The organism is Nocardioides panacisoli (genome assembly GCF_039537325.1).
Lineage (GTDB): Bacteria > Actinomycetota > Actinomycetes > Propionibacteriales > Nocardioidaceae > Nocardioides > Nocardioides panacisoli.
Map to the genome: position 1 here is coordinate 469938 of NZ_BAABAH010000001.1, position 20068 is coordinate 490005.

Below are 20068 nucleotides of genomic sequence, written 5' to 3' on the forward strand. Positions count from 1 at the left end.
CCGACCTCCCCGCCTAGCCCGCGAACCAGCGCTGCTCGGCGGGCCGGATGTTGTGCCACACGTGCTTGGTCTCGCGGTACTCCTCGAGGCCGGCGAGGCCGAGCTCGCGGCCGGTGCCGGACTGCTTGAAGCCGCCCCACTCGGCCTGTGGCACGTAGGGGTGGTAGTCGTTGATCCACACCGTGCCCATCCGCAGCCGCGCGGCGACCCGCTGGGCCCGCCCGGCGTCCTGGGTCCAGACCGCACCCGCGAGCCCGTAGATGCTGTCGTTGGCCGTCGCGACCGCGTCGTCCTCGCCGCTGAAGGTCTCGACGGTGAGCACCGGCCCGAAGGACTCGTCCTGGGTGACGGACATGTCGCTGGTGCAGCCGTCGAGGATCGTCGGCAGGTAGTAGAACCCGTCGGCCAGGCCTGGGTGCTCGGCGTCGTCGGGACGCCGCCCGCCGCAGCGCAGCACCGCCCCCTCGGCGAGCCCGGCGGCGACGTACGCCTCGACCTTGTCGCGGTGCGCGGCGCTGGTGAGCGGCCCGGTCTCGGCCTTGTCGTCGAACGGCCCGCCGAGCCGGATCCGCTCCGCGCGCTCGACCAGCCGGTCGACGAACGCGTCGTGGATCGACTCCTCGACGAGCAGGCGGGCGCCCGCGGAGCAGACCTGCCCGGAGTGCAGGAAGACCGCCGTCAGGGCGAAGTCGAGGGCGACGTCGAGGTCGGCGTCGGCGAAGACGATGTTGGGGTTCTTGCCGCCGAGCTCGAGCGCGACCTTCTTCACCGTCGGCGCGGCGGCTGCCATGATCCGCCGCCCGGTCGCCAGGCCGCCGGTGAAGGAGACCAGGTCGACACGGGGGTCCTCGGACAGGGGCGCGCCCGCGTCCGGGCCGGCGCCGAGGACCAGGTTGCCGGCACCTGCCGGGAGCCCGGCCTCCTCCAGGAGCCGCATCAGGTGGATCGACGTGTGGGGCGTGAGCTCGCTCGGCTTGAGCACGAACGTGTTCCCCGCCGCCAGGCAGGGCGCGACCTTCCACGACACCTGGAGCAGCGGATAGTTCCACGGGGCGATCAGGCCGCAGACGCCGACCGGCTCGTGCACGATCCGGCTGACGACGTCGGGGTTGCCGGTGTCGACGACCCGGCCCCCTTCCTCGGCGGCGATCCGTCCGTAGTGGCGGAACACCCCGACGACGTCGTCGATGTCGTACTCCGACTCGACCAGCCGCTTGCCGGTGTCCAGCGACTCCATCCGCGCGAGCTCTGCCTTGTCGCGCACCAGCAGGTCGGCGACCGCGAGCAGCAGGTCGCCGCGCTCGCGCGCCGGCGTCCGGGGCCACGGGCCTTCGTGGAACGCGCGGTGCGCCGCGTCGATGGCGGCGCGGGTGTCCTCCTCGCCGGCCTCGTCGACCGTCGCGACCAGCGAGCCGTCGGCGGGGCACCGGATCTCCCGGCGCCCGCCTCCGCGCGCGCTGACCCACGTGCCGTCGATGTAGAGCTCAGCCAAGGGTCACCCTGTCCTCGGGAGATCGTTGCGCATGATGCAACGCGTTGCCCTATGCGCGTCTTCTCTTGCCACGAGAATGGTGCGACGGGGCGTCGGCGTCAAGGACCGAGTCCCAGCCGTTACCTAGCGGATGCCCCACCCGAGCCGGTGCGAGACCTCGTCCGCAGCGGCCACGCACATCGGGATCACCGACTCCATCCGCTCGCCGGCCAGGCGGAAGGTCGGGCCCGAGACGCTGATCGACGCGACGATGTCGCCGTGCGCGTTGCGGATCGGCGCGGCCACCGCGGCGAGACCGATCTCGAGCTCGTCGACGGCGAGCGCGTAGCCCTGCTCGCGGACCCGTCCGAGCTCGGCGCGCAGCTCCGCCTTGCGGGTGATCGTCGTGGGCGTGAAGCGCGACAGCGAGCCGAGGGACTCGTCGAGCCGGTCCTGCTCCATCTCGCAGAGCAGCACCTTGCCGTTGCTGGTGGCATGCAGCGGGATGTGCTGCCCGACCCAGTTGTGGGACTGGAGGGCGGAGGAGCCCGCCACCTGGTCGAGGTAGAGCGCCGAGTGCTCGGCGAGCACCGTCAGGTTCACCGTCTCGCCGGTGTCGGCGGCCAGCTGACGGCACACGGGCCTGGCCTCCTGGACGAGGTCGAGCCGCGCCGTGGTCGCGCCGGCCAGCCGGAGCAGGCCGACGCCGAGGCTGTAGCGGCCGCGGTCACCCGCCTGCTCGACCAGCCGGTGCGCCTCGAGCGTGGCCACCAGGCGGAACGCCGTCGACTTGTGCACGCCGAGCTCGGCGGCGATCTCCGTGACGCCCGCCGTGCCCACCCGCGCGAGCACCTCGAGGATCGTGATGGCACGATCCACGGACTGCACGTTCGCAGCCTCGGCGTTCCCCATGGCGCAACACTAGAGGGCAGGACGCAACCCGTCACCCGGCGTGCGTCAGCGGAAGACGACGGTGCGGTGCCCGTTGAGGAGGACCCGCGACTCCGCGTGCCACCGCACGGCGCGCGAGAGCACCTGGGCCTCGACGTCGCGACCGGCGGTGACCAGCTGCTCCTGGCTGTAGCCGTGGTCGACCCGCAGCACGTCCTGCTCGATGATCGGTCCCTCGTCGAGGTCGGCGGTGACGTAGTGCGCCGTCGCGCCGACCAGCTTCACGCCGCGGTCGAACGCCTGGTGGTAGGGCTTCGCGCCCTTGAAGCTCGGCAGGAACGAGTGGTGGATGTTGATCGCCCGACCCGCCAGGTCGCTGCAGAGCCGGTCGGAGAGCACCTGCATGTAGCGGGCGAGCACGACCAGGTGGATGCCGTGGTGCTCCATCAGCTCCCGGAGCCGATCCTCCGCGGCGTCCTTGGTGTCGGGGCTGACCGGGACGTGGACGAACTCGATGCCGTGCGCCTTGACGAGCGGCTCGGCGTCCAGGTGGTTCGAGACGACGACCGGGATGTCGATCTGCAGGGCGCCGGTGCTGGTGCGGAACAGCAGGTCGTTGAGGCAGTGCAGGTGCTTGGAGACCATGATCAGCGTCCGGTACGGCGCCCGCGCGTCCCACAGCTCGAAGGACATGCCGAAGCGCTGGGCGACCGACGCGAAGTCCGCGCGCAGGCCCTCGGCCGTCACCTCGGCCGGGCCGTCGACGACGAAGTCGATCCGCATGAAGAACCGGCCGGTCAGCTGGTCGCCGAACTGCTGGCTCTCGAGGATGTTGCCGCCGTGCTCGACGAGGAAGCCCGAGACCGCGTGCACGACACCCGGCTGGTCGGGGCAGGTCAGGACCAGGACGAAGTCGCCGGCCGGGGCGGTCGAGCGGGCGTGCTGCTGGGTCGTCGCGTAGGCCATGTCGGTGCCCGTCAGTCGCCCAGCTCGGCGCGGCGGCGGACGACGTACTCCTCCAGCTCCTGGCGGACGGCGTCGTCGAGCGCGGGTGCCTCGTACTCCTCGAGGCGCTTCTTGTAGGTCTCTCCGGCCCGCACGGCGGCGTCCTTGCCGCCGTTGCGCATCCACCGCTCGTAGTTCTCCGAGGAGGAGAGCATCGGCCGGTAGAAGCAGGTGCGGAACCGCTCCATCGTGTGCATCGCGCCGAGGAAGTGGCCCCCGTGGCCGACTTCCTCGTGGGCGCCGAAGGCCATCGAGTCCTCGTCGATCTCCAGCGGGGTGAACTCGTGCTGGAGCATCTGCAGGATCTCGACGTCGACGATGAACTTCTCGTAACCGGCGACCAGGCCGCCCTCGAGCCAGCCGGCCGAGTGCATCACCCAGTTCGCGCCCGCGAGGAACGTCGGCAGCATCGTCATCAGGGCCTCGTAGCCCGCCTGGGCGTCCGGCACCTGGGAGGACGTCAGGCCGCCGCCGGTCCGGAACGGCAGCCCGAAGTGGCGGGCGATCTGCCCGGTGCAGAGCAGGCCGATGCCGGACTCGGGGGTGCCGAACGTCGGCGACCCCGACTGCATGTCGATGTTGGAGAGGAACGAGCCGAAGATGACCGGGGCGCCGGGCCGGATGAGCTGGGAGAGCGCGATGCCGGACAGCGCCTCGACGATCTGCTGGACCAGCGCCGCCGGGATGGTCACCGGCGACATCGCGCCCATCAGGATGAACGGCGTGAGGACGACCGGCTGGTTCGCGGCGGAGTACTCGAACTGCGCCTCGAGCATCCGGTCGTCCCAGCGTAGCGGCGAGTTGCAGTTGATCAGCGAGATGGTCGCAGGGTTCTGCTCGATCGACTCGCGGGAGCCGAAGAGGATCGAGGACATCGCGATCGTGTCCGCGGCGTTGACGCCGGAGACGACGTTGCCCATGTAGACCTTGTCGGTCAGCGTCTGCAGCGCGTAGGTCATGTCGAGGTGGCGGCTGTCCAGCGGGGTGTCGCTGGGCTCGCAGATGATGCCGCCGGCGGAGTCGAGTGCGGCGAAGGACTGCGCGAGCTTGGTGAAGTTGCGGAAGTCCTCCATGGTCGCGTCGCGGCGCACCTCGCCCTCGCGCACGAACGGCGGCCCGTAGACCGCACCGAAGGCCATCGCGTCGCCGCCGATGTGGACGCTGTGCTCGGGGTTGCGGGCCTGCACGTCGAACTCCGAGGGGGCCTTCGCGACCTGCTCGAGGACGAAGTCCGGGTCGAGGAAGACGGTCTTGTCCTCCACCCGCTGCCCCGCCTTGCGGAACAGGTCGAGCGCGCGGTCGTCCATGAACTCGATGCCGATCTCGGTCATCAGTCGACGCCAGCCCTTGTCGAGCGTGGCCATCGCGTCCTCGGACAGGATCTCGTAGCGGGGCATGCGGTTCCGGAACATCGAGCCTCCTGCTGCCAACCAGGTCTGCGCGGGACAACTCTTGACCCCGCCTCTGTGGCATCCTAGCCTCACGTTATGGGATCAGGGTTCCACATGATGGAACTCTTCGACGAGGGGCAGGCGGATGGCAACCCAGGGCGGCACGGGCACCCAGGCGGTCGACCGCGCCGTCGCGCTGGTCGCCACGGTGGTGCGCGCCGACGAGCCGATGACGTTCGCCGAGCTGCAGGAGGAGAGCGGCCTGCCGAAGTCGACGACGTCGCGGCTGCTCACCGCGCTCGAGCGCACCGAGCTGCTCGAGCGCGACGGCAGCGGGTCCTACGTCGCCGGTCCGCTGTTCTGGCTGTACGCCGCCCGCCACGACAGGTGGGAGGAGCTGGTCCGGCTGGCCGGGCCCATCCTCGAGAAGGTCGGCGCCGACACCGGCGAGACCGTCCACCTCTCGGTGACCCGCGGCGACCGGGTCGTGCAGGTCGCGCAGGTCGACTCGACGTACCTCCTCGGGAGCCGTGACTGGACGAACGTCGACGTGCCGGCGCACAGCTCGGCGTTGGGCAAGGTGCTGCTCGCCCACGGTGCCTTCGAGCTGCCCGGCGGCGCCCTCGAGCGGCTCACCCCGCACACGGTCACCGACCGCGAGGCGCTGGCCCACGAGCTCACGACGGGCGCGCGACGAGGCTGGTTCAGCACCGTCGACGAGCTGGAGATCGGCCTGACCGGTGTGGCCGTGCCGGTGCGGGGCGAGGCCGGCGACGTCGTCGCTGCCCTCGGAATCTCGGGACCCAGCCCCCGGCTGGAGAACCGGCGCGACGAGATCGGCCGGCTGTTGATGGACCGAGCGGAGCAGCTGTCCGGGCTGCTGCGCCGGAGAACCCGCAAGGAGGGCGTGGCATGACCCCCGAAGAGATCCTGCAGGGCCTTTACGACGAGACGCTCGTGGGCAACGCCCCGCGCGTGCTCGAGCTGACCGAGGAGGGCCTGGCCAACGACATGGAGCCGCAGATGCTCCTGTTCGACGCGCTCATCCCGTCGCTGGAGGAGGTCGGCGCCCGGTTCGAGCGCGGTGACTTCTTCGTGCCCGAGATGCTGATCGCCGGCCGCGCGATGGCCGGCGCGATGGAGCGGCTTCGTCCGCTGCTGGTCGCCGGCGGCATCGAGACGATCGGCAAGTTCCTCATGGGGACGGTCAAGGGCGACGTCCACGACATCGGCAAGAACCTCGTCAACATCATGCTCGAGGGCGCCGGCTTCGAGGTGATCGACCTCGGCGTGCAGGTCGCGCCGGAGAAGTTCGTCGCCGCGATCGAGGAGCACCAGCCCGACATCGTCGGGTTCTCCGCGTTCCTCACGACCACGATGCCGATGTTCAAGGCGAACATGAACGCCCTCGAGAAGGCCGGCCTCCGCGACCAGGTGGTCGTCATGGTCGGCGGCGCGCCCGTCACCCAGGAGTACGCCGACGCGGTCGGCGCCGACGGCTACGCGGCCGACGCCTCCGCGACCGTGAAGCGCGCCAAGGCGCTGCTCCACGAGAAGCGCTCCAAGGTGCTCGCGTGACGGCGCCGCGGCTCGAGACCGTCCTGCGCTCGGCGACGCAGGAGGTGGTCATCGGCCACGACCGGCGGTTCTGCCTGATCGGCGAGCGGATCAACCCGACCGGCCGCCGGATCTTCCAGGAGCAGCTGCGCGCGGGCGACCTGTCCGCCATCGAGCGCGACGTCAAGGCACAGGTCGAGGGCGGCGCCGACGTGCTCGACATCAACATGGGCGTGCCGCTGACCGACGAGGCCGACCTGCTGGCCAAGGCGATCCGGATGGTCCAGGAGCTCACCGACAAGCCGATCTGCATCGACTCCTCCGTGGTCGAGGCGCTGGAGGCCGGACTGTCGGTCTACCAGGGCCGGGCCCTGGTCAACTCCATCACCGCCGAGGACGACCGGATGGCGCAGATCCTGCCCCTGGTCAAGAAGTACGACGCCGCGGTGATCGCGCTCCCGAACGACGAGGACGAGATCCCGATGGAGGTCGACAAGCGGCTCGAGCTGACGGCCAAGATCGTCGAGGTCGCGACCAAGGAGTACGGCATCGCCCAGGCCGACATCGTGATCGACCCGCTCGCGATGCCGATCGGAGCCGACCAGAGCGTGGTCCTGACCGTGCTCGAGACGATGCGCCGGATCCGCGACGAGTTCGGCGTCAACATGACCTGCGGCGCCTCGAACGTCTCCTTCGGGATGCCGTCGCGGCACGCCATCGGCGCGGCCTTCCTGCCGATGGCGATGACCGCCGGGCTGACCTCCGCGATCATGGACACCCGCACGCCGCAGATCGTCGAGGCCGTCAAGGGCGCCGACCTGCTGCTCGGACACGACGAGTGGGGCGGCGCCTGGATCGCCGCGCACCGCGCGAGGCAGGCCGCCTCCGCATGACGGACGACCCGGCCCCGGAGCTCGACCTCGACGCCCTCCGGCGTGAGGGGCTGCTCCCGGCGCCGGGCACCGAGACCGCGGCCCACGACGGCACCGGCCGCGTGGAGCTGTCGTTCACCGTCGAGGACTCCGGCGGCGCGCCGCCGTCCCACCGGGCCGTGCGGGTGCCGCCCGGCGTGACGGTGTTCGACTCGGCCTCCTGGAACGGCATCGCGATCGACTCGACGTGCGGGGGCCACGGCACCTGCCACAAGTGCAAGGTCCGGGTCGAGGGGTCGACCCCGATCAGCCGGCACGACGTCCGGACCTTCAGCCGGGAGCAGCTCGACGACGGCTGGCGGCTGGCGTGCCTCCTCCAGGCGACGCGCGACCTCCAGGTCGCCGTACCTCCGCTGACCACCCGGCCGAAGGCCGCGACCGTCGGCGTCGGGAGGCAGGTCATCCTCCGGCCGGCGGTGCAGAAGCGCTACGTCGAGCTGGACGAGCCCAGCCTCACCGACCAGCGCTCGGACCTGCAGCGGCTGCTCGACGCGATCGACGACCTCGAGCCGCGGCCCGACCTGCACGCGCTGCGGCGGCTGCCGACGGTGCTGCGGCAGGCGGACCACAAGGTGACCGCGGTCGTCGTCGACGAGGCGTTGGTCGACGTCGAGCCGGGGGACACCACCGACCAGCGCTACGCGATCGCGTTCGACCTCGGTACGACGACGGTGGTCGCGACGCTCCTCGACCTCGCGCTCGGGACGCCGGTCGCGGTCGCGTCGATGCTCAACCGGCAGCAGCCCTTCGGCGGCGACGTCATCACCCGGATCAGCGCGACGATGATGGATCCCGACGCGCTGCCGCGGCTTCAGCGCGCCGCGGCCGACACCCTCGTCGAGCTCGCCGCGCAGGTCTGCAAGGAGGGCGAGGTCGACCCGGCGCAGGTCTACGAGGTCGCGGTCGCCGGCAACGCGACGATGACCGCCCTCGTCCTCGGCATCGACCCCGAGCCGCTCGGCATGGCGCCGTTCGTGATGGTGGCCGCACAGCCGCCGTCGGTGCTCGCGAGCGAGATCGGGCTGGAGCTGCACCCCCGCGCCCGGGCCCTGTTCTTCCCGGCGCTCGGCGCCTACGTCGGCGGCGACATCGTCGCCGGGATGCTGGCGACCGGCATGGACCGCGACAAGCGGACCCGGCTGTTCGTCGACGTCGGCACCAACTGCGAGATCGTGCTCAGCGACGGCGAGCGGATCCTGGCGACCGCCGCGCCGGCCGGGCCTGCCTTCGAGGGCGGCGCGATCAAGTGCGGCATGCGCGCCGCCGAGGGAGCGATCGAGGTCGTGAGGCTCGGCGGCGCCGACGACCCCGTCCAGCTCGGTGTGATCGGCGACGTCGAGCCGATGGGGCTGTGCGGCTCCGGGCTGGTCGACGCGGTCGCCGAGCTGGTGAGGGTCGGGCTGCTCGACGCGTCCGGCCGGTTCGTCCCCGACGAGCAGGCCCCGATCGTCGCCCCGGCCCTCGCCGACCGGCTCACCCGGATCGGCGAGGAGCGGGTCTTCGTGCTGCACCGCCCGCACCCGGAGGCCGGCCCGGAGGAGAGTGTGGTCCTCTCGCAGCGCGACGTCCGCGAGCTGCAGTTCGCCAAGGCCGCCATCTCGACGGGCTGGACGCTCCTGCTCGAGGAGCTCGGTCTGGAGCACCGCGACGTCCAGCAGGTGCTGATGGCCGGCTCGTTCGGCAGCTACATCTCGCCGGCGTCCGCGGTCCGGATCGGTCTGGTCCCCACGCTGCCGGTGCTGCGGATCGTGTCGGCGGGCAACGTCGCCGGTGAGGGCGCGAAGATGGCCCTGCTGTCGATCCGCGAGCGCGCCGGCGCGGCGGCGCTGCTGGAGGAGGTGACCTATGTCGAGCTCTCCGACCGCACGGACTTCAACGACCGGTTCGTCGAGCAGCTCAGCTTCTGAGCGCCCGCTCGCACTGATCGCCTGCGGTGCCTTGGCGCAGCCGGCGGCCGCGATCGCGCAGCGGCGGTCCTGGCCCGTCGACGTACTGCCGCTCCCGCCGCTGCTGCACAACCAGCCGCAGCTGATCGCGGGGGAGGTCCGGGCGCTGGCCGCGTCGCTGCTCGCCGAGGGCAGACGGGTCGCCGTGGGGTACGCCGACTGCGGCACCTACGGCGCGCTCGACGCCGTGTGCGAGGAGCTCGGCCTCGAGCGGCTGCCGGGGCTGCACTGCTACGACCTGTTCGCCGGGGCCGACCGGCTCGCGGCGATGTTCGAGGCCGAGCCCGGCACCTACGTGCTCACCGACTTCCTGGTCCGTTCGTTCGCGCGGACCGTCCTCCGTGAGCTCGGCCTGGACCGCTACCCGGAGCTCCGCGACGACTACTTCGGCTCCTACACGCGGGTGGTCTGGCTCGCCCAGGAGCCCGACGACGAGCTGCGCGCGCAGGCCGCGGACGCCGCCGCCGCGATCGGGCTGCCGCTCACGGTGGTCGAGACCGGGCAGCGGGGCCTGGAGGAGGCGCTCGAGGGTCTCGTGACGGTCGCTGCGCGACCTCCTCGACCACCGGCTATTCCGTCAGGCGCGTGAGCCAGTCCTGGCGCCAGGCCTCGGTCTCGGCGACCTGGTTGAACGTGTAGACGTGCAGGCCGGTGACCCTGGCCTCCGGCTCACCGACCGTCGGAGCGACGCGGGTCAGGAACGACTCGCCGGTGAACCCGCCGGGCGCGACGAGCCGCGTCATCAGGCCCTTCTGCTTGGACAGGAACCTCGTGGAGTCGCCGACGCCGATCTTGGTCGCCATGCCGAGCAGCTTGGCGCGGTCGACCGGTCCCGGCACCCCGATCAGCAGCGGCAGGGTGATCCCGCGCAACCGCATGCGGTGGACCCAGTCCTTGATCACGGCCGGGTCGAAGGTCAGGTTGCTGACGACGTACGTCGCGTGCTTCCGCTTGTCCCACATCGACTGCACGGTGAGGTCGTCGTGGATGGTCGGGTGGCTCTCCGGGTAGCCGGTGACGCCCACCTCGGCGAACGGGCTCCCGATCGCGGTGAGGTCCTCCAGCATCGCGAGCGCGTCCGGGTAGGTGCCGTCGGCCTCGGCGTCGCCGCCGGGCACGAAGACGTTGGTGATGCCGGACGCCCGCAGCCGCTCCACGAGCTCCTCCAGCTCGGGGCGGCCGTGCACCATCCGCGCCGCGATGTGGGGCACCACGGAGTAGCCGTTCTTCGCGAGCCGCTCGGCGGTCTCGAGAGTGCGCTCCAGGCCCATCGAGGGCGACGCGGTGACGGTCACCGCGACCGACGTCGGGACCGACGCGAGCACCTTCTCCTCGATCGACCTCGTCGGCAGCACCTCGTAGCGAGCCGTGCCGAGCAGCCTCCGGATCGTGGCGGCATCCTTGTTGCGCATAGCGGAACTCATTTCGTGATACGCACCTTCGGGCTAGCGTAGACCCGTCATGGGTCAGGGCAACAGGGTCCGGAGGGGCCACTTCCGACGGGACGCGGCGAACCACCGGGGCCCGGATAGCCTGACGACGTGACGGAACCCTCGAGCGATGCCGGCGCCCCCAGCGAGCAGCCGACCGAGGAGCCGACCGGGGAGCCGACCGGGGAGCCGAGCGGGGGACCCGTCGACGAGCCGACCAGGCGGCGGCTGCCCCGCCGCCGGCGCTCGCACGAGGAGCGGCCGGCGGTCGAGGGCGAGTCCGAGGACTCGCTGATCCATCGGTTCGTCCACCAGCTCGCGCTCGTCCGTGAGGAGCGGCGGGCGACCCCGGAGCCGATCGTCGCGGGCCCGTCGAACCTCGGCCGCGCCGACGTGCCCGTCGGGCTCGACCTCGCCGCGGCCTGGGCCTGGCGGCTGCTGATCATCGGTGCTGCGACCTACCTGCTGCTCTGGCTGCTCGGCTACTTCGCCGTGGTCACCGTCCCGCTCGCGATCGCGCTGCTCGTCAGCGCGCTGGCCAGCCCGGTCGTGAACGGCGTCCACCGGATCGGCGTGCCCCGCGGCATCGCCGCGCTCCTCGTCGTGCTCTTCGGGTTCGCGGTGATCGGCGCGCTGCTCACCTTCGCCGGCCAGCAGGTGGCGAGCGGTGCGCAGGACCTCGCCGACTCGACGGTCGAGGGCCTGGGGCAGATCCGGGACTGGCTGCAGACCGGCCCGCTGCACGCCAGCGACTCCCAGATCAACGACTGGATCCAGTCGGCCCAGGACACGATCCAGAACCAGTCGAAGGGCGGTGAGGCCGTCAACCGGATCACCGAGATCGGCGCCGCGCTGGGCCACGTCGTCGCGGCGTTCTTCATCACGCTCTTCGCCACCTACTTCTTCCTGGCCGACGGCGACCGCATCTGGTCCTGGCTGGTCCGGCTGACGCCGCGGGCCGCCCGCGAGCGCGTGGACAGCTCGGGCCGCGTCGCGTGGGTCTCGCTGGTCCAGTTCGTGCGGGCCACCGTGATCGTCGCCCTCGTCGACGCGGCCGGGGTGATGATCGGCGCCGCGGTCCTGCGGGTCCCGTTCGTGCTCGCGATCGGCGTGGTCGTCTTCCTCGGTGCGTTCGTCCCGGTCGTCGGCGCGACCGTCGCCGGCACGGTGGCGGTCCTCGTCGCGCTCGTGGACCAGGGCCCGGTGACCGCCCTGATCATGGCCGCCGTCCTGATCGGCGTGCAGCAGCTCGAGGGCCACGTGCTCCAGCCGTTCCTGCTCGGCCGCTGGGTCTCGCTGCACCCGCTGGGGGTGATCGTCGCCCTGGCCTGCGGCGTGCTCGTCGCCGGCGTGGTCGGCGCCATGGTCGCCGTACCGCTCGCCGCCGCCGGCAACGCCGTGGTCCTGCACCTCGCGTCCCTCTCCGCCAGCGTGGAGGGGCCCGCGGAGACCACCGAGGAAGGGCTCGAGCCACCCACACCCGAGGAGGTACTGCCGTGAGCATCGAGGAGTGGGCGGCCGCGATCGCCGAGGCCCGGCCCCTGGTGGACGCGGCCGCGGTGCGGACGCCGATGCTGGAGTCGCGCTGGCTCAGCTCCGCGCTGGACCGGCCGGTCTGGCTCAAGTGCGAGAACCTCCAGCGCACCGGCTCGTTCAAGATCCGCGGCGCCGCCGTCCGGATCAGCCGGCTCACCGAGGAGGAGCGCGCGCACGGCGTCGTCGCGGCGTCCGCCGGCAACCACGCCCAGGGCGTCGCGCTCGCGGCCCAGCAGGCGGGCATCCACGCCACCGTCTTCATGCCCGCGGGCGCACCGATCCCGAAGGAGCGGGCGACCCGGGCCTACGGAGCCGAGGTGGTCTTCGGGGGTCGCTTCCTCGAGGACTGCCTGGGCGAGGCGCGGAAGTACGCCGACCGCACCGGCGCGGCCTTCGTGCACCCCTTCGACCACGCGGACATCGTCGCCGGCCAGGGCAGCCTCGGTCTCGAGGTGATGGAGCAGCTGCCGGAGGCTGCCACGGTGGTCGTGCCGACCGGTGGCGGCGGGCTGCTCGCCGGCGTCGCGGTGGCCGTGAAGTCCCGCCGGCCGGACGTCCGCGTGGTCGGCGTACAGGCATCGATGGCGGCGGCCTACCCGCCCTCGATCGCCGCCGGCCACCCCGTCCGGCTCAAGGAGATGGCGACCATGGCCGACGGCATCGCCGTCGGCGAGCCGGGGACGCTGACCTTCGGCCTGGTGCGCGACCACGTCGACGAGATCCGCACCGTCTCCGAGGAGTCGATGTCACGGGCGCTGGTCACCCTGGTCGAGCGCGAGAAGCTCGTCGTCGAGCCGGCCGGCGCCGCGGCCGCCGCCGCCCTGATGGACGTCGCCTCCGGCGACGCGGACGGGGACTTCCCGGGGCCGGTCGTCGTGGTCCTCTCCGGGGGCAACATCGACCCGCTGCTGCTCGGGAAGGTGATCGTGCACGGCATGAGCGCCGGCCGGCGCTACCTGTCGCTGCAGGTCACCATCGCGGACGTGCCCGGCGGCCTGGCTCGGCTGCTCACGCTGGTCGGCGACCTCGGCGGCAATGTGCTCGAGGTCGTGCACGAGCGGGTGTCACCGGGGCTGCACCTGGGCGAGGTCGAGGTGCTGCTCCAGCTGGAGACGCGCGGCGAGCCGCACGCGGAGACCCTCCTGGAGGGTCTGCGCAGCAGCGGCTACGTCGTGGTCGAGCGTTCCTGACGCCGAGTCGGCACAAGCTTGAGCCGACTCGGCGGGCTCAGCCGACGAAGGGCTTGGCGTCGAGGATGACGACCTCGATGGTCTTGCCGTTGGGAGCCTCGTAGCCGACCTTCTCGCCGATCTTGTGGCCGGTGAGGGCCGAGCCGATGGGGGACTGCGGCGAGTAGACGGTCAGGCCTTCGGGCTCGATCTCGCGGGCGCCGAGGAGGAACGACTCGGCCTCGTCGTCGTCGTCGCCGTCGAACTTGTAGGTCACGACCATCCCGGGCTCGACGACGCCGTCGTCGGCCGGGGTCTCGCCGACCTCGGCGCGGCGCAGCATGTCCTTGAGCTGGGCGATGCGGGCCTCGAGGCGGCCCTGCTCGTCGCGGGCGGCGTGGTAGCCGCCGTTCTCCTTGAGGTCACCCTCGTCGCGGGCCGCGCTGATCCGGGCGACGATCTCGGAGCGCTGCGGACCCTCGAGGTCGGCGAGCTCCGCCTGGAGCTTGTCGTAGGCCTCCTGGGTGAGCCAGATCTTGTCGTCGGTCGTGCCGGTCTGCGTCATGTGGGTAACTCCTGACTCTCGTGGACCAGGGGTGGTCCACTGATGTCCTGTGCGTGCGGTCCGTACCGCGATCCCGGGGGGCGAGAACGGCCCCGGGGACCGCGCCGGTGGTCGGGCTTTCGTGAAGGGCGCGCTGCGGCTCTCTCGACCACCGATGCTCGCGATCGGACGGAAGGGTCAGTTTAACAACGGGGGCGGGCAGATGTCCGATTGTCGACGTTTCCGCAGGTCAGCACGGGTTTTCGGGTCAGCGGGGGTGGGTCTGGCCGGGGGCTGTGCAGCCGAGCCACTCGATCGAGCTCGGCCGGCGCGTGGTGCGGAAGGTGACTGTGTAGTCCGGCCCCTCGCTCGGGTCCGGGTGCACGGAGACGCGGCCGACCTCCTGGCCGTCGTCGGTGAGCGCGCGGACGGTGCAGGTCGCGTCGACGGGGCCGTCGCCGTACTTGATCCGGAACGAGATCCGCGCCTGGTGCTCGCCCAGCGGCTCCTTGGTGAGCTCCTGGGAGGAGACGGCCGGGTTGGCCGTGCCCCAGATCGCCCAGCCCAGCCAGCCCAGGAACAGCGCGGCCACGATGACGGCGACGCCGAGCACGATCCAGCGGCGGGCGCGCGGCGGGGCGCCGTACCGCTGCTCGAGGGAATGGTCGGTCATGCTCACGGGTTCATGCTCGCATGTCGGCCAGCCCTACCATCGTGCCCATGCCCGACCAGTCACCCGACCGCGCCGGACTGCGGTTGATGCACGTGCACGCGCACCCCGACGACGAGTCGAGCAAGGGTGCGGCGTCCACGGCTCGGTACGTCGCCGAGGGCGTCGACGTGCACGTGGCGACCTGCACCGGCGGCGAGCGCGGCTCGATCCTCAACCCGAAGATGGACCGGCCCGGCATCCTCGAGAACATCCACGAGATCCGCCGGCAGGAGATGGAGCGCGCCCGCGACATCCTCGGCGTGACCCAGGACTGGCTCGGCTTCGTCGACTCCGGCTGGCCGGAGGGCGACCCCAAGCCACCGCTGCCCGAGGGCTGCTTCGGGCTGGTGCCGCTGGAGGAGGCGGCGCGGCCGCTCATCCGGCTGGTCCGGTCCTTCCGGCCGCACGTGATGACGACCTACGACGAGCGCGGCGGCTACCCGCACCCGGACCACATCAAGTGCCACGAGGTGTCGGTCTATGCCTTCGAGAAGGCCGCGGACCCGACCTACGAGCCCGAGCTCGGCGAGGCGTGGCAGACGCTGAAGCTCTACTACCACCACTCGTTCAACCGGCAGCGGATCGAGGCGCTGCACGAGGCGATGCTCGCGCACGGGCTGGAGTCCCCGTGGGAGGAGCGGCTCAAGGACTGGAAGCCGGACCCCGAGTGGGACAACCGGGTGACGACGCGGGTCCCGTGCGCGGACTACTTCGGCGTGCGCGACCAGGCGCTGCTGGCGCACGCCACGCAGATCGACCCGGACGGCTTCTGGTTCGCGATCCCGCGCGAGCTGCAGACCGAGGTGTGGCCCTACGAGGACTACGAGCTGGTGACCAGCCACGTGCCCTCCGAGCTCCCCGAGGACGACCTGTTCGCGGGCATCACGGTGGCAGTGGGAGAATGAGCCCATGCTGGCCGCACTGATCACGCTCGAGGACGCCGTACCCGACGACAACGACGTCGTGGCGGGGTGGACGGCGTTCTGGATCTTTCTCGCGCTGATCGCCGCCACCGCGTTCCTCCTCTGGAACTTCACCAAGCAGCTGCGCAAGACGCGCGCCGCCGCCGACCGCGGCGTCTTCGGTCCGACCGACGAGCCGGAGGCCGAGACCACCGAGCCGGCCACCGACGTCGCGGCCGACACCCCCGACTCCGCCGACGACGAGCACCCGGCCACCAACGGCGGCTGACGTGGGCGTCGGGCTCGACCAGGTCCTCGGCTTCGGCCTGGCCGCGCTCGTCCTGATCGTCATTCCCGGCCCCAGCGTCGTCTTCACCGTGGGTCGCGCGGTGAGCTACGGCCAGCGCGTCGCGCTCGCGACGGTCGCCGGCAACACCACCGGCTTGTTCCTCGTCATGTGCCTGGTCTCGGTCGGGCTCGGCGCCGTCGTCGCCGACTCGATCGCGGTGTTCACCGCGATCAAGCTGGCCGGGGCGGCCTACCTCGTCTGGCTCGGTGTCCAGGCGCTGCGCCACCGCCGGGAGCTCCGGCTCACCGCCGACGCGCGGACCCCGCTCGGCTGGCGCCGGGCGGCGCGGCAGGGCTTCGTCGTCGGCGTCAGCAACCCGAAGGCGTTCATGATCTTCGCGGCGCTGCTGCCGCCGTTCGTCGACCGCGACCACGGTTCGGTGCCGGCGCAGATGTTCGTGCTCGGGTCGATCGCCGTCGTCGTCGGCCTGGTGTGCGACTCGGCGTGGGCGTTCGCCGCCGGCCGGGCCCGGGACTGGTTCGCCGGATCACCCCGGCGCGTGAGCTCGCTCGGCGCGATCGGCGGTACGTCGATGATCGGCCTCGGTGTGGGGATGGCCCTCACCGGGAACCGGTCGTGACCGACGCGCTCAGCAGGTAGCCGCCGACCAGCGCGACGATCTCGTCGAGCAGCTGGTCGCGCGTGACCGCCGGACCGTCGAGCACCCAGCGGGTCGCGAGGTTCTCGATCGCCAGCACGATCACCCAGGCGGCGACCGCCGGCTGGGGGCGGTGCCCCGTCCCGGGACGGGCGGCGAGGTAGGCCGCCACCAGGTCGCGGACCCGCCGCTCCAGGGCCTCGAGCCGGGCGTGGTTCCGGGACAGCGGGAGCTCCCGCGCGACGACGCGGAGCAGCGCCGGGTCGGCCTCGAGCGCGGTGACGAGCGCGTCGGCGGTGTCGCGGACCATGGCCGGGCCGAACTCGGCGATCCGGTCGGCCAGCGAGGCGGCGACCTGCTCGGCCACCTCCTCCCAGTAGCGGTCGACGACCACGTCGACGATCGCCGACTTGTCCGGGAAGTACTGGTAGAGCGAGCCCGGGCTCACGCCGGCGGCGCCGGCGACCCGGTTGGTCGAGAAGGCGTCGTAGCCGTCGCTCACGAGCACCGACCGGCCGGCCGCGACGATCCGCTCGACCATCTGCCGGGACCGCTCCTGGCGGGGCTGCTTCCGCATGACGCGAATTGTATGCGAGCGATGACTCGCGTCAGGATGGGGCATGACCACGGAGCAGGCAGTGCCCGCGTCGACCGGCTCGTTCCCGTCCCGCTACCGCGAGGCCGAGGCGCGCGGCGCCCGCCTCGGGCGGCCGTTGAAGGTGATGGGCCGGGTCTCCGGCGTCGACGAGGCGCTGATGGAGCGGATCGGCCGGGCGTTCGGGGAGCGGGACGAGCTCGGCGCGCGGCTCGCGGACGCGATCCGGATGCGAGCAAGCGATCCCGGACGCGTGTCGATGGCGCAGCTCCGGACCGCGCTGGAGTGCGGCATCGACGCCGTACCGGACCCGCCGCCGGCGCTGGCCGACTTCTTCGCCGCCGTCATGGACACCCCGGACTGGGTCGACTGGGACCTGCTCGACGAGGGCGCAAAGGTGTCCCGGCGGCTTGGTCAGAACGCCGCCGACGTGCTCACCCAGCTGTCGCTGATCGGTGGCTACCGGTTCGGCGGGCCGTCGGACCTGCTCGTCGCCACCGGCGGGCTCGTCGGCGACAGCACCCGGCGGCGGCTCGGCGAGACCCAGAAGTGGACCGTCGAGCTCAGCCGGCCGCAGTCGCTCCGCCCGCCGGTGGGCGGCGGCCCCGGCGGCGAGGCCTGGCGGTTGACGGTGCACGTGCGGGCGATGCACGCGCTGGTGAACGCGGCCTTCGAGCCGCGCTGGGACGCGGCGCGCTGGGGTCTGCCCATCAACATGGCCGACCAGGCGTCCACGCTCTTCCTGTTCGACGGCGTGCTGATCATCGGGTGCCGCGGGCTCGGCGTCCGGGTGACCGGGCGGGAGTCTCGGGCGCTGATGCACCTGTGGAAGTACGTCGGCTGGCTGCTCGGCGTGGACGCGGAGTTCCTGGTCGACGACGAGTGGGAGCGGCACCGGCAGAGCTACCACGTGCTGCTCGCCCAGGCCGACATCTCCGAGGCCGGCCCCCGGCTCGCCCAGGCGATCCTCGAGGCGCAGAAGGGCCGGCGCTACGCCGGCTGGCCGGGATGGCTGCAGGGCGTCCGGGCGCGGTTCGAGCGCGAGCGGCTGCTGAGCATGCTCACCGTGTTCCTCGGGCCGGCCAGCATGCGCGAGCTCGGCCTGCCGCTGCGGCCCCCGTGGGCGCACGCCTACGTGCTGGCGCTGAACACCTGGCGCTACCGCGTCCTGGCCCGGACGTCCTGGGGTCGCGAGCGGCTGCTCGCATGGGGCGACCGGGTCAGCCAGCGGATTCTGGACAGCCACTTCGACGACGAGGAGGCCAAGGTCGGCGAGCTCCCGGTCTGAGTGCCGGTGTCGGCGCGGTCCGGCAGACTCGCGCCGTGGCCGATCGTCCGGACGTGCCGCTCGCATGGGTCGAGCGGCTGCGCGAGATCGTGGCGAGGTTCCCCGAGTGCGAGGAGTACGCCGCCTGGACCGGCGTCGCCTGGCGGGTGCGGCAGGCGACGGTGGCGCACGTCTTCGGCGGTGAGGACCAGCTCTTCCGGATCCGGTTCTTCGCCGAGCCCGACGAGGTCCTCGCGTTCGAGCACCTCGGCGCCCCCTACTACCGCAGCGACTGGGGCGTGAACGCCGTCGGGATCCTGCTCGACGACGGCACCGACTGGGAGGAGCTGGCCGAGCTGCTCACCGACTCCTACTGCCTGCAGGCGCCGCGTTCGCTGGCCGAGCAGGTCCCGCGCCCCGCTCAGGCGTAGGTGTAGAACCCGCGCCCGGTCTTGCGTCCGAGCAGGCCGGCCGACACCATCCGCTGCAGCAGCGGCGGGGGAGCGTAGAGCGGCTCCTTGAACTCCTCGTAGAGCGACTCCGCGACGGCCTTGGTGGTGTCGAGGCCGATGAGGTCGGCCAGCGCGAGCGGACCCTGCGGGTGTGCGGCGCCGAGCACGAGACCGTGGTCGATGTCCTCGGCGGTCGCGAAGCCGGACTCCATCATGCGGATCGCGGAGAGGATGAACGGGATCAGCAGCGCGTTGACCACGAACCCCGCGCGGTCCTGGCAGAGGATCGCCTGCTTCCCGAGGCCCTGCTCGACGAAGGCGCGCGACCGCGCGGTCGTCTCCTCCGAGGTCATCAGGCTCGGCACCAGCTCGACGAGCTTGAGCACCGGGACCGGGTTGAAGAAGTGGATGCCGAGCACCTGCTGCGGCCGCTGCGTCGCGACGGCGAGCTTCATGATCGGGATGGAGGAGGTGTTCGACGCGAGGATCGTGTCGGGACCGACGATCTTGTCGAGCTGGGCGAAGAGCTCGACCTTGGCGTCCTCGGCCTCGATGATCGCCTCGATCACCAGCTCGCGATCGGCAAGGGCGTCCAGGTCGGTGGTCACCCGCACCCGCGCGAGCACCGCGTCCGGGTCGTCGAGCTTGCCGCGCTCGGCGGCCCGCCGTACGGACTTCTCGATCCGCGCCCCCGCCGCGTCGGCGGCCGGCGCGCTCGACTCCACGACGACGACGTCGCGGCCCGCGCGGGCGCACACCTCCGCGATGCCCGAACCCATCAGCCCGCCGCCCACGACGCCGACGCGCCCCATGCCGCCGGCCTGCCCGCTGTCTGCCATCGGTCCTCCCTAGCTCCGTTTCCTGCACGCTATTCGCTACCGGCGGGTACGCCGAACGCGCGCGAGAGCCGTCAGCCGGTGCGCTGGTGCTTGACCCTGCGGCGCAGCTGGAGGATCCGCAGCGCGCCTGCGGTCGCGACCACGAGCGCGCCGCCGGCAGCGGCGATGAGCAGCGTCGCGGCGAGCGGAGCCCGGCCGTTCCAGCCGAGGAGCGAGACCTCCACCCGCTGCGTGTTCTGGAGGATGAAGACCGCGAGCAGGACCAGCACCAGGGACAGCGCGACGGCGGCGATCCAGGTCCCGCTGGTCCGCGATCCCCGCAGCGGGTCGCGCCCGGGTGCGGGCGCCTCGGTGCCGTCCTCGGGCGCGCCGCGGTCATGGGTGGGCTCCGTGGCGTTCGGGTTCCCGGGCTGGTCGGTGCTCACGATGGCTCCTTGTCGAGGGCGGCTTGATCGCCCGGTACCCACAATGACGCAGTTTGC

22 protein-coding genes are annotated in these 20068 nt (G+C 72.0%); 12 read left to right on the forward strand and 10 right to left on the reverse strand.

Features of this window, described 5'->3' with window-relative positions; all coding sequences use genetic code 11:
- Window positions 1–13: 13 nt before the first annotated feature.
- The 4 genes from ABD709_RS02435 to ABD709_RS02450 all read right to left on the reverse strand — a co-directional run bounded on the left by ABD709_RS02435 (window position 14) and on the right by ABD709_RS02450 (window position 4779).
- On the reverse strand, window positions 14–1492 hold the full coding sequence (locus ABD709_RS02435; protein WP_344772199.1) for an aldehyde dehydrogenase family protein: 1479 nt from the start codon (window positions 1490–1492) through the stop codon (window positions 14–16).
- Window positions 1493–1615: 123 nt separating this feature from the next.
- Window positions 1616–2383, reverse strand: a complete 768-nt coding sequence (locus tag ABD709_RS02440; RefSeq protein WP_344772200.1) for an IclR family transcriptional regulator — start codon at window positions 2381–2383, stop codon at window positions 1616–1618.
- Window positions 2384–2428: 45 nt separating this feature from the next.
- Window positions 2429–3328 carry a formyltetrahydrofolate deformylase gene (gene purU, locus ABD709_RS02445; protein ID WP_344772201.1) on the reverse strand — a complete coding sequence of 300 codons (900 nt, stop codon included), beginning with the start codon at window positions 3326–3328 and terminating at the stop codon, window positions 2429–2431.
- An 11-nt stretch (window positions 3329–3339) separates the two neighbouring features.
- Window positions 3340–4779 carry a trimethylamine methyltransferase family protein gene (locus ABD709_RS02450; protein ID WP_344772202.1) on the reverse strand — a complete coding sequence of 480 codons (1440 nt, stop codon included), beginning with the start codon at window positions 4777–4779 and terminating at the stop codon, window positions 3340–3342.
- A 124-nt stretch (window positions 4780–4903) separates the two neighbouring features.
- Between ABD709_RS02450 and ABD709_RS02455 the strand changes: the two genes are divergently transcribed.
- From ABD709_RS02455 to ABD709_RS02475, 5 genes are read left to right on the forward strand one after another with little or no spacing between them, the layout of a single operon-like run.
- Entirely contained in the window at window positions 4904–5674 is a 771-nt protein-coding gene (locus ABD709_RS02455; protein WP_344772203.1) for an IclR family transcriptional regulator, read from the forward strand.
- Complete coding sequence (locus tag ABD709_RS02460; RefSeq protein ID WP_344772204.1) at window positions 5671–6336, forward strand: corrinoid protein; 666 nt, start codon at window positions 5671–5673, stop codon at window positions 6334–6336. The genes ABD709_RS02455 and ABD709_RS02460 overlap by 4 nt, the downstream gene beginning before the upstream one ends.
- A complete protein-coding gene (locus ABD709_RS02465; RefSeq protein WP_344772205.1) occupies window positions 6333–7208 on the forward strand; it encodes a dihydropteroate synthase in 876 nt (291 codons plus the stop codon). Before ABD709_RS02460 ends, ABD709_RS02465 begins: the two co-directional genes overlap by 4 nt.
- Entirely contained in the window at window positions 7205–9154 is a 1950-nt protein-coding gene (locus ABD709_RS02470; RefSeq protein ID WP_344772206.1) for an ASKHA domain-containing protein, read from the forward strand. Before ABD709_RS02465 ends, ABD709_RS02470 begins: the two co-directional genes overlap by 4 nt.
- 31 nt (window positions 9155–9185) lie before the next feature.
- Entirely contained in the window at window positions 9186–9782 is a 597-nt protein-coding gene (locus tag ABD709_RS02475) for a DUF1638 domain-containing protein (RefSeq protein ID WP_344772207.1), read from the forward strand.
- On the opposite strand, the gene ABD709_RS02480 is transcribed toward ABD709_RS02475, so the two are convergent.
- Entirely contained in the window at window positions 9763–10605 is an 843-nt protein-coding gene (locus ABD709_RS02480) for a methylenetetrahydrofolate reductase (protein ID WP_344772208.1), read from the reverse strand. The two genes, ABD709_RS02475 and ABD709_RS02480, sit on opposite strands and share 20 nt — an antisense overlap.
- 129 nt (window positions 10606–10734) lie before the next feature.
- Between ABD709_RS02480 and ABD709_RS02485 the strand changes: the two genes are divergently transcribed.
- Both ABD709_RS02485 and ilvA read left to right on the forward strand, forming a co-directional pair.
- Window positions 10735–12123, forward strand: a complete 1389-nt coding sequence (locus ABD709_RS02485) for an AI-2E family transporter (protein ID WP_344772209.1) — start codon at window positions 10735–10737, stop codon at window positions 12121–12123.
- Complete coding sequence (gene ilvA, locus ABD709_RS02490; protein WP_344772210.1) at window positions 12120–13349, forward strand: threonine ammonia-lyase; 1230 nt, start codon at window positions 12120–12122, stop codon at window positions 13347–13349. The genes ABD709_RS02485 and ilvA overlap by 4 nt, the downstream gene beginning before the upstream one ends.
- A gap of 37 nt (window positions 13350–13386) precedes the next feature.
- On the opposite strand, the gene greA is transcribed toward ilvA, so the two are convergent.
- Window positions 13387–13893, reverse strand: a complete 507-nt coding sequence (gene greA, locus ABD709_RS02495) for a transcription elongation factor GreA (RefSeq protein ID WP_344772211.1) — start codon at window positions 13891–13893, stop codon at window positions 13387–13389.
- 247 nt (window positions 13894–14140) lie between these two features.
- Window positions 14141–14545, reverse strand: coding sequence for a DUF4307 domain-containing protein (locus ABD709_RS02500; RefSeq protein ID WP_344772306.1), 405 nt, complete (start codon window positions 14543–14545; stop codon window positions 14141–14143).
- A 47-nt stretch (window positions 14546–14592) separates the two neighbouring features.
- On the opposite strand from ABD709_RS02500, the gene mca reads away from it, so the two are divergent.
- Genes mca through ABD709_RS02515 form a run of 3 tightly spaced genes read left to right on the forward strand, consistent with a single transcriptional unit; the run spans window position 14593 to window position 16415 of the window.
- On the forward strand, window positions 14593–15489 hold the full coding sequence (gene mca, locus ABD709_RS02505) for a mycothiol conjugate amidase Mca (RefSeq protein WP_344772212.1): 897 nt from the start codon (window positions 14593–14595) through the stop codon (window positions 15487–15489).
- A 4-nt stretch (window positions 15490–15493) separates the two neighbouring features.
- The gene (locus tag ABD709_RS02510; RefSeq protein ID WP_344772213.1) at window positions 15494–15775 is read left to right on the forward strand and encodes a hypothetical protein; all 282 of its coding nucleotides are present in this window, start codon (window positions 15494–15496) and stop codon (window positions 15773–15775) included.
- 1 nt (window position 15776) lies between these two features.
- Window positions 15777–16415 carry a LysE family translocator gene (locus ABD709_RS02515; protein ID WP_344772214.1) on the forward strand — a complete coding sequence of 213 codons (639 nt, stop codon included), beginning with the start codon at window positions 15777–15779 and terminating at the stop codon, window positions 16413–16415.
- Here ABD709_RS02515 and ABD709_RS02520 read toward each other — a convergent pair.
- Window positions 16396–17010, reverse strand: a complete 615-nt coding sequence (locus ABD709_RS02520) for a TetR/AcrR family transcriptional regulator (RefSeq protein WP_344772215.1) — start codon at window positions 17008–17010, stop codon at window positions 16396–16398. The two genes, ABD709_RS02515 and ABD709_RS02520, sit on opposite strands and share 20 nt — an antisense overlap.
- A 43-nt stretch (window positions 17011–17053) precedes the next feature.
- Between ABD709_RS02520 and ABD709_RS02525 the strand changes: the two genes are divergently transcribed.
- Window positions 17054–18316 carry an oxygenase MpaB family protein gene (locus tag ABD709_RS02525; RefSeq protein ID WP_344772216.1) on the forward strand — a complete coding sequence of 421 codons (1263 nt, stop codon included), beginning with the start codon at window positions 17054–17056 and terminating at the stop codon, window positions 18314–18316.
- A 35-nt stretch (window positions 18317–18351) separates the two neighbouring features.
- Window positions 18352–18726, forward strand: a complete 375-nt coding sequence (locus tag ABD709_RS02530; protein WP_344772217.1) for an MmcQ/YjbR family DNA-binding protein — start codon at window positions 18352–18354, stop codon at window positions 18724–18726.
- Here the strand turns inward: ABD709_RS02530 and ABD709_RS02535 are convergent.
- A complete protein-coding gene (locus ABD709_RS02535; protein ID WP_344772307.1) occupies window positions 18717–19559 on the reverse strand; it encodes a 3-hydroxybutyryl-CoA dehydrogenase in 843 nt (280 codons plus the stop codon). The two genes, ABD709_RS02530 and ABD709_RS02535, sit on opposite strands and share 10 nt — an antisense overlap.
- Before the next feature lie 98 nt (window positions 19560–19657).
- Complete coding sequence (locus ABD709_RS02540) at window positions 19658–20011, reverse strand: lipopolysaccharide assembly protein LapA domain-containing protein (RefSeq protein ID WP_344772218.1); 354 nt, start codon at window positions 20009–20011, stop codon at window positions 19658–19660.
- Between the last annotated feature and the right edge of the window lie 57 nt (window positions 20012–20068).